This window comes from Pseudomonas sp. NPDC090592, from assembly GCF_044769185.1.
GTDB lineage: Bacteria > Pseudomonadota > Gammaproteobacteria > Pseudomonadales > Pseudomonadaceae > Aquipseudomonas.
Genome location: NZ_JBIVXJ010000006.1, coordinates 68,898 through 81,591, shown reverse-complemented (window position 1 = coordinate 81,591; position 12,694 = coordinate 68,898). Strand labels below are relative to the sequence as shown.

The following is a 12,694-nucleotide window of genomic DNA, read 5'->3' as shown; positions in this document are numbered from 1 at the left end:
GATACCTCACCGTTCGACCAGCGCAATGCGCTTGTTGTAGACGTTCATCAGCAGCGAGATGGAGATGCTGATGGCCAAGTAAACGCTCATCGTGATGGCAATCACCTCGATAGCTTGTCCGGTCTGGTTGAGTACGGTGCCTGCGAACAACGAGACCATCTCGGGATAACCGATACCGGCAGCGAGTGAGGAGTTCTTGGCAAGGTTGAGGTACTGGCTGGTCAATGGGGGAATGATGACGCGTAGCGCCTGCGGGATGATCACCTTGCGCAGGGCCTGGCCTTCCTTCAAACCGAGCGACCGGGCGGCTTCGCTCTGCCCATGGCTGACCGAACAGATTCCTGAGCGGACGATCTCGGCAATGAACGCCGCGGTGTAGATGGTGAGCGCTAGCGTAAGCGCCAGCAGCTCGGGTATCAGTACCCAGCCACCGATGAAGTTGAAGCCTTTGAGTTCAGGCAGTTCCCAATGTAGCGGGCTGCCAAACGCCAGGACAGATGCACCGGGAATGACGACCATAATCGCCAGCCCCACCCAGAACTTGTGAAACGGCTGCCCAGTTTTATCAAATCGCTGATTAGCATGGCGCACCATGAGGATGACCGCGAAGATCGCCACGGCTACCGCAATCACGAACGCCGTGAAGCCCTCGGCAACCGATGCACCCGGCATGTTCAGCCCCCGGTTGCTGATGAAGAACATGCCCTGAATGTTGATGCTGCCACGTGGCCCTGGAAGGGTCAGGAAAACAGCGAAGTACCAGAACAGGATCTGTAGCAGCGGCGGAATATTGCGGAACGTCTCGACATAGACAGCGGCCAGTTTGTTGACCATCCAGTTCGAAGACAACCGCGCGACCCCGATGATGAAGCCCAGGATGGTGGCAAGCACGATGCCGATGAAGGTTACCAGCAGCGTGTTGAGCAACCCGATGACGAACACCCGCGCATAGGTGTTGGACTCGGCGTAGGGGATCAGATGCTGGGCAATGCCAAAGCCGGCACTGCGCTCCAGAAACTCGAAGCCAGATGTAATCCCTCGGTGCTGGAGGTTGGTTTGTGTATTGTGAAACAGATACAGACCGATCGAGCAGACCGCTGCAACGGTCACGATCTGGAAGATCAAGGCGCGAAGCCTTGGATCGCTCAGGGAAATCCTGCGCGTCGTGGGGGCGAGATTTTGCATGATTCAGGCTCTACCAAAACGACTAGAGAACAATTTGCCCAGCAGGGGGTGGGCAAACCTCGCAATCAGCGAACAGGTGGGCCGTACTGGAGCCCACCCTGGTTCCAAAGCGCGTTCAGGCCTCGCTTGATTTTCATGTCGCTGCCCGTCCCCAGGTTGCGATCAAACGATTCGCCATAGTTGCCGACCTGGGACACGATCTTCACCACCCAGTCGTTGGGTAAGTTCAAATCCTTACCCAGGCTACCCTCACTGCCCAACAAACGTGCCACGTCAGGGTTCTTGGTGCTCTTGGCCATCTCGGCGACGTTCTTGGAGGTCACACCGAGCTCTTCGGCGTTCAGCATGGCGATCTGCGTCCAGCGCACCACCGAGTACCACTCTTCATCACCGCGACGAACAGCGGTGGTAAGCGGCTCCTTGGAAATGATCTCTGGAAGGACGGTGTAGTCGTCCGGCACTGCAAGTTTCAGGCGTTGGCCATAGAGCTGCGACTGGTCAGCAGTCAGCACGTCGCAGCGGCCCGACTCCAGCGCCTTGAACGACTCATCGGAGGTGTCGAATGAAATCGGCGTGAACTTGAGGCCGTTGGCGCGGAAGTAGTCCGCCAGGTTGAGTTCGGTGACGGTGCCGGCCTGGATACAGAAGGTTGCCCCATCCAGTTCCTTGGCACTGCTCACACCCAGTTTTTTGTTTACCAGGAACCCTTGGCCGTCGTAGTAGGCAACGCCGGCAAACAAGATGCCCATCGATCCATCACGAGAGGAGGTCCAGGTGGTACTGCGGGAAAGCAGGTCGACCTCACCCGACTGCAAGGCGGTGAAGCGTTCCTTGGCGGTCAGCTGGGTGTATTTGACCTTGTTCGAGTCACCAAAAATGGCGGCAGCAACGGCACGGCACACATCAACATCAAAGCCGTGGAAGTTGCCTTTGGTATCGGTGTAGGAAAAGCCCGGCAGGCCATCGCTGACACCGCATTGGACGAACCCTTTCTTCTTGACGTTATCCAGCGTTGTACCGGCCATGGCACCCATCGACATCATCGAACCCAGCGTCAGTGCTGCGACTGTCAGGCCAACTTTGAAGGTCTTGTTTTCTTTTTTCATGTTATTGCTCTCATGGATTGCAGCACAGACGTTCCACCCGAGCATTGGAACTCGAGCAGGTACTCAACCGACTTTCAGAGGCAGAAAACAACAGACAGGCCATAGCGGCCCGGAGACAACATCAGTGGATAATTGTTAAGTGGCATAGTCTGCCCTCTTTTTATTGTTCAAAAAGCCCCGTTGCCGGGGCGAAATGTGAAGCACCGTCAGACCCACTGAATTACTGAATGTCAGGGTCAGCAATAGAGCGTGCCCAACCGAGGAGTCTCCCCGGTTGAGATCAACCTAGCGCCTGCGGGAAAAGAGAAAAAGCGACTATTTTTGCAATATTACGTAAGCTCAACTTACGAGTGAGGCATCGCGCCACTGCGCTGTTGATTCCTAGGTGAGATCGACGTCGTTTCAGCGGTATTCGGCGGCGTGCTGCTCAAGGCACTCAATGAACACCTTGAGTGCAGGGCTCTTCTTTTCGCCTTTGCGATAGGCGATGGAGATGCTTCGGCGGATTTCCGGCTCCATCCGGCAGATCTTGGTCCCTCGCATGTCGGTGCGCGACCGCAGCCCTGGCAAGATGGCGATCGCGCAGCCCTCGCTGACTAGGGCCTGGGTAACTTCAAATCCCTTGCAGCGAGCGATGATGTTGGGGGTAAAACCTGATCGTTGACAGGCATCGGTCAGCATCCGTGTGTAGGTGGAAGACGCCGTATCCATCACCCAGTGCTCGTGCTCTAGGTCCTTCCAGGTGACCGTTTCCATGCCGGCAAGGCGATGATCGGGCGACATCATGACGTTGAACACGTCTTCAATGAGCGGAGTAATTTCAATGCTCGGGTCGAGCAGGCCAGGCGGCACATTCAGGTCATCGATCAACGCTATGTCCGTTTGCCAGCTGCGCAAAGCGTTCATGCCCTCCTCCGGCTCCATTTCCTCGAACAGCACTTCGAGCCGAGGATAAGCAACGTGGAGCGTCTGGATGGTCTTGGGCATCAATGCTGCCGCCACGGAAGGGAACGCGGAGATCCGCAAGTCGCCGGCCACCACTTTTTTCAGCTCAGCCATATCAGCACGGGCCGCCTCGAGTTCCTCAAAGATCCGGTTGGCGCGCTCCACCAGCTTCTTGCCTGCAATGGTCAGGTCGACGCCGCGCCCGCGTCGTTCAACCAGGTCGATGCCGGCTTCCTGTTCCAGCAACGAAATTTGTTGGGAGACCGCGGATGGCGAAACGTGCATCGCGTCAGCAACAGCAGCCATTGTCTTGCGCACAGAGAGCTCTCGCAGCGCACGTAACTTACTGATATCCATGTTTTTCTCCCGCCAGCACAAGCTCAAAAAAATAGTTAAGTCTTGCTTACGTATTATTGAAATATTATTCGCTTTTTTTGATCTAGGACAGGGTATAGGTTTGAAAAAAACCCCAAGAAAGGTACCGCCGTAATGACCCACTCCTACTTCAACGACAACCTTGCTGAGCGCGATCCGCTGGTCTTCAAGGCTCTCCAGGACGAAAAAAAGCGTCAACAGGGCCAAATCGAGCTGATCGCTTCTGAGAACTCGGTAAGCGCGGCCTCTCTGGAAGCCATCGGTTCGGTCATCACCAACAAGACCGTTGAAGGCTACCCAGGCAAGCGCTTCCACGGAGGCGCAGATTTCGCTGACGTTGTCGAACAAGCCGCAATCGATCGAGCCAAAGAGCTGTTCGGCTGCAATTTCGTGAACGTGCAACCGCACTCGGGCACTCAGGCCAACCAGGCCGTGTTCTTCGCACTGTTGCAGCCAGGCGACACCGTCCTGAGTCTGGACCTGGCCTCGGGCGGCCACCTGAGCCACGGCGCCAAGCCTAACCAGTCGGGTCGTTGGTTCTCGATTGTTTCGTATGGTGTTGATCGCGAAACCGGTCGTATCGATTACGACAACGTTGAAGCACTGGCCCTGGAGCACAAGCCAAAACTCCTCATTGCAGGTGGCTCGTCCTACCCGCGCGAGATCGACTTCCCACGTATGCGTGAGATCGCCGACAAGGTTGGTGCAACCTACCTGGTGGACATGGCTCACTTCGCAGGCCTGGTCGCCGCAGGCGTGCACCCATCACCGATCCCGTACGCTGACATCGTGACCTGCACCACCACCAAGACCCTGCGCGGTGCACGCGGTGGCCTGGTCATGACCAACCGCGAAGACCTGTTCAAAAAGCTTCAACCAGCAGTTTTCCCTGGCGTGCAAGGCAGCGCGCATCTGGCGACCATTGCCGGTAAAGCTGTTTGCCTCGGCGAGGCCCTAAGCGATGAATTCAAGACCTATGGTGCAAACGTCAAAGCTAACGCTCGCTTGCTTGCAGAAGTTCTGCAGAAGCGTGGTGTACGCATCGTCAGCGGTGGCACTGATACTCATGTTGTTCTGGTAGACGTCTCGTCTAAAGAGCTGACCGGCCAGCAGTCGCAAGACGCGCTCTCCGAAATCAACATCACCTCGAACAAGAATCCGATTCCTTTCGACAGCGCCAAGCCCTCGGAGTGGAAAGGCCTGCGCCTGGGCTCCTCGGCGGGCACCACCCGTGGTTTCGGCGCCAAAGAGTTCGAAGTGATCGGCAACTTGATCGCCGATATTTTCGATGCTCAACGCGCCGACGAAGCGACCCGCGCAGCCGTCATCGAAAAGAGCCGTGCAGTGGTTGCCAAACTGGTTGCAGACTTCCCAATCTATGCCTAAGGGGTATGTGGCGGGTGCGTAGATCACCCGCCCGACTTCACGCTGCAGGAAAATAAAAAATGAGCGTTCAACTTCCCAATGATCCAGCGCGCGACGATGTTCTGGCTGGCCGCCCTGCGCTTTGGCTGAACCCGAACCTGAAGGCCAACGGCATCGCCGAACCGTCGCTGCCGGTCCGGGCTGCTCAGGTGAAAGAGGCCGAAGATAACTGGCAAATGCTGGCTCCGCTGCTGGAGATTTGCTTCCCCGAACTGAAAGCATCGAAGGGCCGTATCCAGTCCAAGCTGATCGAAGCAGAAGACCTCCGCGGCGCGCTGGGCTACGGCACCTCGCAGTACGGTCGGGTGTTCGTCAAAGCCGACGGCGATTTGCCTGTTGCAGGCTCCATCAAGGCACGCGGCGGCGTTTACGAAGTCTTCATGCACGCCAAGAAGATGGCTGAAAAACGCGGCATCCTGAATCCAGGCGGCGACATCACCGTCCTGGCTGGGGAGCAGGCACGGGCCCTTTTCAATCAGCATACGATTGCGGTGGGCAGTACCGGCAACTTGGGTTTGAGCGTTGGCATCGCTGCACGTGCATTGGGCTTCCGTGCCGTCGTGCACATGTCGTCAGACGCCAAACAATGGAAGGTTGATCGCCTCACTCGCCTGGGTGTTGAAGTCGTGCAGCACAAGGCCGACTACACCACCGCTGTTGAACATGCTCGCATCGATGCAGAAGCCGACCCCAGCATCTACTTCGTGGATGACGAACGTTCGCAGGTGCTGTTCTTCGGATACAGCGCTGCCGCCAGCGAACTGGCAGCACAGTTGAAAGACCAGGGCGTCACCATCGATGAAGACCACCCCCTGTTCATCTACCTGCCGTGCGGTATCGGCGGCGCACCCGGTGGTGCTGCTTACGGCCTGAAAGCCATTTTCGGCGACGCAGCCCACGCATTCTTCGTCGAGCCAGTGCAGTCACCATGCGCGCTGGTGCACATGATGAGCGGCGCCAAAGAGCTGGTATCGGTCTACGACGTAGGCCTGACCAACCGTACTGAGGCCGATGGCATGGCAGTGGCTCGGATGTCGGAGTTCGTTGCCGACGTGATGAAACCGATGCTGTCCGGTGTGTTTACGGTCGATGACGATGATCTGTTCCGCTGGCTCTGGAAGGCTCAAACCACTCAGGACATTCGTCTTGAACCTTCGGCAACTGCAGGTTTTGCCGGCCCGGCGTTCATCGTCAACAGCAAGCAAGGTCGCACCTATCAAGAAGCTCACGGACTGAGCAATAAACTGGCTCAGGCAACACACGTCGTTTGGACAACGGGTGGCGCTTTCGTTCCTGAAGAACAGTTCCAGGCATTCATGGCGCGCGGAGCCTCGCTGGTCAAATAAGACCTGCGCGGCTTCTGGGGATATGCAATTTCATATCCCCGTCTCGAAATGCAGCGCCAAAGAAAACCAATCACGCCAGTCAATGACGTTGAGGTGATAACTTCATGAACGACCAATTCTTGGCCGACCGTATCGACGGTAAAGGCTTTGCGGCTAATCTCGTCGAAAAATTGACAGATGATGTAAACGAAATTAAAGAGCAGACCGGACTTGTTCCAGGTCTGGCAGTTGTATTGGTGGGTGAAGATCCAGCCAGTGGCGTTTATGTAAGCGCCAAACACCGCCAGACGCTGGCGATTGGCATGCAGTCGTTTGTTCATAAGCTTCCGGTCACTACCACTCAAACCGAGCTCATGTCGCTGCTGGCTGAGTTGAATGCCGCATCGGAAGTTAACGGCATTCTGGTGCAGTTGCCGCTGCCAGCGCACCTTGACACCAACGCGGTCATCAACGCGATAGACCCGAACAAGGATGTCGACGGTTTTCACATCCTCAATGCAGGCCGCCTTGCAACCGGTCAGGACGCCTTGGTGCCCTGTACCCCATTGGGTTGCCTGATGATGCTCAAAGATCGCTTGGGCAGCCTGGCTGGCATGAATGCAGTGGTTGTCGGCAAATCCAACATCGTCGGCAAGCCAATGATGCAACTGCTCATGGCGGAAAACTGCACCGTATCCGTGGCGCACTCCAAGACCCGCGACGTTCCCGCGCTGTGCCGCACCGCCGACATTCTAGTGGTGGCGGTGGGTCGCCCCGAAATGGTCAAGGGGGACTGGATCAAACCAGGGGCAGTGGTGATCGATGTGGGTATCAACCGAATTGAGCGTGATGGTCGCTCGCGCATTGTCGGTGACGTGGCCTTTGACGAAGCCGGCCATGCATCGGCGATTACGCCCGTGCCGGGCGGAGTAGGCCCGATGACCATCGCATGCCTGCTGGCCAACACCGTGACCGCGTTCAAGCGCCAGCACAAGATCGTAACCAATAAAGAAGCTGTTGCCGTCTAAGGTGATTCAACATGACCAATACAAAGAACAATTACGTACTTCGAGTAACATGCCTTTCGATCCGCGGCGTGACTGCTGACATCACTGGTTTCCTGTCCGCTCGCGGCTGCAACATTCGTGATAGCGCGCAGTTCGACGATGAAAGCACCGACCACTATTTCATGCGAATCACTTTCCGCTCGGAAGAAGGTCAGTCGCTGGAGGATCTGCGCAACGCATTCCAACCGCTTGTAGCCAAGTACAAGATGGATTACGAGTTCTTCGATGAGCGTGCCAAACGCAAAGTCATCCTGATGGTGTCTCGCTTCGGTCACTGCCTGAACGACCTGTTGTACCGCTGGGGCATTGGCGCGCTGCCCATCGACATTGTCGGCGTCATCTCCAACCACCTGGACTTCCAGAAAGTAGTCGAGGGTCATGGCATTCCTTACCACCATATCAAGGTGACCAAGGAGAACAAGTCAGAAGCTGAAGCCGCGCAGATGCACATCGTGCGCGAATCCGGCGCAGAGCTGATCGTGCTTGCTCGTTACATGCAGATTCTGTCGGACGAGATGTGCCAGCAGATGTCGGGACGAATCATCAACATTCACCACTCGTTCCTGCCGTCCTTCAAAGGTGGCAGCCCCTACAAGCAAGCCTTCGAGCGCGGCGTTAAGCTGATTGGCGCCACGTCGCACTTCGTCACCGCCGATCTCGATGAAGGCCCGATCATCGAGCAGGACATCGTCCGCATCACCCATGCGCAAAGCGCTGATGACTACGTATCCCTGGGTCGCGATGTGGAAAGCCAAGTGTTGGCCCGTGCGATTCACGCTTATGTCCATGGCCGTGTGTTCATGAACGAGAACAAGACGATCGTGTTCCCGCCATCGCCTGACTCGTACATCTCTGAGTCTATCGGTTGAAATGACCGCGCCTTGCGCTCGTTTCGCCATAGCGCCTACGTGTTTGATCAAAAAGTCGTGTAGGTGACTCGTACCCTCTTGGGCATCAGTCCAAGGGGGTATTCCAACTTTTCTTAATCATCAAGTTGAAGCAACCATGCAAAACCAATAAGGCTTCGGCACTTTATCCATCTCATTTATAGCTGCACAAATAAAGAAAACAAGGTGCGAGGCATAGAAATGCAAGATACAACCTGGCTGTTGGGAGTTCTGTTCTCCTCGATTGCATTGATCATTTTTTTGATCATGAGAGTACGGCTTCACGCCTTCTTGGCGTTGATCATTGCTTGCTTTGTTGTCGGCTTCGGGTCCGGTATGCCGGCCACTCAAATCGTGAAATCTCTGGAAGCCGGGATCGGCGGAACCCTCGGGTTCTTGATCGCCATCATCGGGCTCGGGGGGATCCTGGGCAAAATGCTTGAGGAGTCTGGCGGGGCCGAGCGGCTGGCCAAGACACTGCTTGATAATCTGGGGTCTACCCGAGCCCACTGGGTCATGGCTATCGTGGGTGCGATTGCCGGCATTCCGGTGTTCTTCGAAGTGGGTTTTGTACTGCTCATCCCGCTGGTCTACGTCGTTGCCCGCGAAACGAAAATCAACCTGATGTTCCTGGGGATTCCGCTGGCCATCTCCCTGATGACCATTCACTGCATTCTCCCCCCGCACCCCGCCGCTATGGCTATCACCGGCATGCTGCATGCGGATGTCGGTACCGTGATTCTGTACGGCCTTCTGGTTGGCATTCCGACCATGATCATTGCCGGGCCAATCTGGGTCAGCCTGTTCTGCAGCAAGGCCGCCAGTGACAAACAACAGACCTTCCTGGAATCCCATGGCAAGCATCTGACGGCTGATCGGACACTGCCCGGGATCGGCATTACCCTGCTCACCATCGCGCTGCCGCTCATCCTGATGGTGTTCAAAACTGCGGCGGCCGGGCTGCCCGCGGACTCCCTTGTGCAGCACGTAGCACAGTTTGTAGGCAACCCGCTCACCGCACTGATGATTTCAGTGGCCTTCGCCTATTGGTCACTTGGCTTGCGTCAAGGCCGCACGATGCAGCAACTGCTGGACATCACCCAGCGCAGCTTCCCGGCACTGGCGAACATCATCTTCGTGATCGGTGCCGGCGGCGCGTTCAACGCCGTACTGATAGAGAGCGGCGTCGGCAAGGCCATCTCGAGCATGCTGGCCGGCACCGATATCAACCTGATCATCCTGGCTTGGTTCATCGCCTGGTTGATGCACTTCGCCGTAGGGTCGGCCACGGTCGCCATGGTGAGCGCGGCAAGCATGATCAATCCGATGCTGGCAGCCGATCCCCATCTGAAACCAGAGATCCTGGTGATCGCAATCGGTGCAGGTTCAATTGGCTGGGCGCACGTTACTGACTCGGCGTTCTGGGTAGTGAAAGAGTACTTGAACGTCTCTCTATCGGAGGCGCTGAAGAAATTCACCGGAGGTACTGTCGTTGCCTCCATCGTCGCCCTGCTAGCCACGCTGCTGCTGAACTACGTCGTAGGCTGACTGAAGCTGATCGCCATTGATGGCACCCTTCCCCGACCTATTTGACGCCAAATGGAATGGACGTCAAATAGGTGAGAACGTGTGGATTCAACTCATGCCAACACATCACGTTTATCTCGGCCTAGGTAGCAATGTAGAGCGGGAAATCCACATTGAGATGGCCTTGGAGATGCTACAAGAACACCTCATCTGTCTTCGTCGCTCTCCGGTTTATGAAAGCGTATCGACCGACGCTCGACAGAGCCCGTTCTACAACCTGGTTGTAAGTGGCAGTACCGACCTCTGCTTGGCGGAATTCCATGAGTGGATCAAAGAAATTGAAATCCTTCATGGACGCGCCGGCAGCGCTCACCGCTGCGTTCCGCTTGATATCGATATTCTGCTGTTCGATGACCTAACGGGCATCCATGAAGGAATAGAGCTGCCCAGGGCAGAAATTCTTGACCGGGCATTCGTACTCTATCCGCTGCAGCAGATCGCCCCACACCTCACGCATCCAGGGCTTGGGGTCTCCTTCGCCGAATTGTGGAGCCAGCTGCAGCCTGGCCCGTCGCTGTCGCCTGTGCGTCACTCTTTCGCCGTCAGCTCGTTTCGTCTTGCAATGCAAGCTGGCAACTTTAAACGCCCTGGCGATCGGCGCCAGCTCGCAGCTCATGAAACAGCCCTGTCCTCACCCCATCCGCACTGAATTTCCTGGAGCCCTGCATGCAGCCTTTTCACGTGCATCCTCTCCCCTACTTCGCAGACCCCACCGGCTATTTTTCAGCAATCCGGAGTGCCCCCGGTGCTGTTCTTTTCGACTCAGGGCGCCCTGCGTCCCTACGAGGTCGCTACGACTTGATGAGTGCATGGCCGGTGTGCAACTTTCAACCTTTTCCAGGCGAGCCTGCAGGCGAATTTGCAGAACGTCTACGGTCGGCACTCGCGGGCCTGAAAGGGGACTGGGCCAATGCGGACTTACCCTTCACGGGAGGTCTCATGGGATATCTCAGCTACGATTTTGGCCGCACGTTGCTTGGATTGCTGCCCTCACCCAAGGCCGCAAATCTCCCCATAGCCCGCATCGGCTTGTATACCTGGGCGCTGGTGTCAGATCACGAAGCACGCCAAACTCGACTGATATTTCACCCCGTTGTAAATCAACAGGAACGCCGGCGCATCATTTCGCTGTTTCTGTCGGGCGCAGCAAAGAACGAGGACGCACCATTCATACTCGCCGCCCCATTCGCACCGGCCATCACCTACGACAGTTACCATGATGCGATCTGCTGCATTAAGGATTTCATCGCCGCAGGTGACTGCTACCAGGTAAATTTCACACAGCAATTCTCCACCGACTACATGGGCAGTCCGTGGAGTGCTTACCAGGCGTTGCGCAATCACTGCGCTACCCCATTCGGTGGCTACATCAACCTGGGCGAACATGACGCCATTATGAGCTTTTCCCCCGAGCGCTTCATACAGTGCAACAACGGGCAGGTTGAAACACGGCCTATCAAAGGCACGATGCCCAGAGGCCGGACACACGCTGAAGACCGCGACCATGCAGGCAGGCTCGCAGCCAGCGAAAAGGACAAATCAGAAAACCTGATGATCGTTGACCTTCTGCGCAACGACATTGGCAAGAATTGCATGTTTGGCTCGGTAACCGTCCCCGAGTTGTTCAAAATTGAGTCATATCCAAATGTCCATCATCTGGTCAGCGTCATTCGCGGCCAACTGGCAGATGGCAGAGATCCAATAAACCTGCTGTTCGATGCGTTCCCCGGTGGCTCGATCACGGGCGCACCGAAGAAACGCGCCATGCAGATCATCGATGAACTGGAAACGACCGAACGCAGTATCTACTGCGGGTCTATCTTCTACCTGGACACGTCCGGCAACATGGACAGCTCCATCACGATCCGTACGCTAGTTGCCAGCCATGGGTCGATCAAATGCTGGGGCGGTGGTGGGATAGTGGCCGAATCGACCGCGGGAGACGAGTACCAGGAATCCCTGACGAAAATTCGCAACCTGATGAAATGCCTGGAGCGCGACTTTCTACGGCAGCCGGCCTAACTCGACAGATCGGCAACCGATTCAGTAAACAGGGTACATTCCGGCAGAGTGATGCCCTTCTTGACCGTGACCCCCCCACACACCACAGATTGTGCATGAACAGTGGCCCCCCGCTTCAGGATAGGACTTTTACGTTCCCCTGCCGGGCCGCGAAGAATGCTGACGGCGTTCCAGAGCGTGACGTCGTCTTCGATCACCACACCATCATCGATCACAAGGCCCTGGCCATGGCGGAAGACAACACCTTTGCCGATCTGCGCACCAGGGTGGATATCGATACTCCATACCTGTGCACCCCAATTCTTCAACATCAAAGCATTGTGGTGTTCTCGGTTGAGCCAGAGCATGTGACTGATCCGGTAGAGCTGCAATGCCTGGAAGCCTGCGCATGATGACAACGCGACATAGTGATCGACACAGGAAGGGTCATCCTTCACGAAGCGATCGATATCTGCAGCAGATTGTATGGTTATTGCCGGCTCAGAGCGGAGTAGCGCGGCAAGCCAAGCCTCAAGCTTGTCACCGCCCAAATGCCTCAAGCTGAGGCCAAGGTTGGCCGCCAAAGCGGCTTCCAAGGAGTCATGTTCAAGCACGCGATACTCCACGTTCCATCGCAGAACAGGATTCCATCCTGCAAACTGCTCAGCCTGCTGCCTGAGGGTGCGCCATACCTTGCTCATGATGTCTCATGCTTATGAAGAAGTAAGCGCATGATGGTTTAAAGCTTGATCATGTTCCAGAAAATTATAGGTGTTTTTCCCTAACGCAAT

The 12,694-nt window shown here is 56.2% G+C and carries 11 protein-coding genes; 7 read left to right on the top strand and 4 right to left on the bottom strand.

The annotated features are described in order from the left end of the window. Window positions 1–6: 6 nt before the first annotated feature. From ACIQUI_RS06975 to ACIQUI_RS06965, 3 genes are all read right to left on the bottom strand, one after another. Window positions 7–1,185 (bottom strand): amino acid ABC transporter permease, encoded by a 1,179-nt coding sequence (locus tag ACIQUI_RS06975; protein ID WP_403196373.1) that lies wholly within the window; start codon window positions 1,183–1,185, stop codon window positions 7–9. A gap of 65 nt (window positions 1,186–1,250) precedes the next feature. Next, window positions 1,251–2,228, bottom strand: coding sequence for an amino acid ABC transporter substrate-binding protein (locus ACIQUI_RS06970; RefSeq protein ID WP_403196684.1), 978 nt, complete (start codon window positions 2,226–2,228; stop codon window positions 1,251–1,253). Between the two features lie 465 nt (window positions 2,229–2,693). Continuing rightward, a complete protein-coding gene (locus ACIQUI_RS06965) occupies window positions 2,694–3,593 on the bottom strand; it encodes a LysR substrate-binding domain-containing protein (protein WP_403196370.1) in 900 nt (299 codons plus the stop codon). A 132-nt stretch (window positions 3,594–3,725) separates the two neighbouring features. On the opposite strand from ACIQUI_RS06965, the gene glyA reads away from it, so the two are divergent. The 7 genes from glyA to pabB all read left to right on the top strand — a co-directional run bounded on the left by glyA (window position 3,726) and on the right by pabB (window position 11,924). Then, window positions 3,726–4,997, top strand: a complete 1,272-nt coding sequence (gene glyA, locus ACIQUI_RS06960; RefSeq protein WP_403196367.1) for a serine hydroxymethyltransferase — start codon at window positions 3,726–3,728, stop codon at window positions 4,995–4,997. A 59-nt stretch (window positions 4,998–5,056) separates the two neighbouring features. Beyond that, on the top strand, window positions 5,057–6,382 hold the full coding sequence (locus tag ACIQUI_RS06955; RefSeq protein ID WP_403196365.1) for a D-serine ammonia-lyase: 1,326 nt from the start codon (window positions 5,057–5,059) through the stop codon (window positions 6,380–6,382). A gap of 104 nt (window positions 6,383–6,486) precedes the next feature. Continuing rightward, window positions 6,487–7,389 carry a bifunctional methylenetetrahydrofolate dehydrogenase/methenyltetrahydrofolate cyclohydrolase FolD gene (gene folD / locus ACIQUI_RS06950; protein ID WP_403196361.1) on the top strand — a complete coding sequence of 301 codons (903 nt, stop codon included), beginning with the start codon at window positions 6,487–6,489 and terminating at the stop codon, window positions 7,387–7,389. 11 nt (window positions 7,390–7,400) lie between these two features. Beyond that, window positions 7,401–8,297, top strand: a complete 897-nt coding sequence (gene purU, locus ACIQUI_RS06945) for a formyltetrahydrofolate deformylase (RefSeq protein WP_403196358.1) — start codon at window positions 7,401–7,403, stop codon at window positions 8,295–8,297. A gap of 219 nt (window positions 8,298–8,516) precedes the next feature. Then, a complete protein-coding gene (locus tag ACIQUI_RS06940) occupies window positions 8,517–9,863 on the top strand; it encodes a gluconate:H+ symporter (protein WP_403196355.1) in 1,347 nt (448 codons plus the stop codon). A gap of 94 nt (window positions 9,864–9,957) precedes the next feature. Next, window positions 9,958–10,551: a 2-amino-4-hydroxy-6-hydroxymethyldihydropteridine diphosphokinase gene (gene folK / locus ACIQUI_RS06935; protein ID WP_403196352.1), complete on the top strand. Its 594-nt coding sequence runs from the start codon at window positions 9,958–9,960 to the stop codon at window positions 10,549–10,551. A gap of 17 nt (window positions 10,552–10,568) precedes the next feature. Then, a complete protein-coding gene (pabB, locus tag ACIQUI_RS06930; protein ID WP_403196349.1) occupies window positions 10,569–11,924 on the top strand; it encodes an aminodeoxychorismate synthase component I in 1,356 nt (451 codons plus the stop codon). Here pabB and ACIQUI_RS06925 read toward each other — a convergent pair. Further along, entirely contained in the window at window positions 11,921–12,604 is a 684-nt protein-coding gene (locus ACIQUI_RS06925) for a serine acetyltransferase (RefSeq protein ID WP_403196346.1), read from the bottom strand. The genes pabB and ACIQUI_RS06925 overlap by 4 nt on opposite strands. Between the last annotated feature and the right edge of the window lie 90 nt (window positions 12,605–12,694).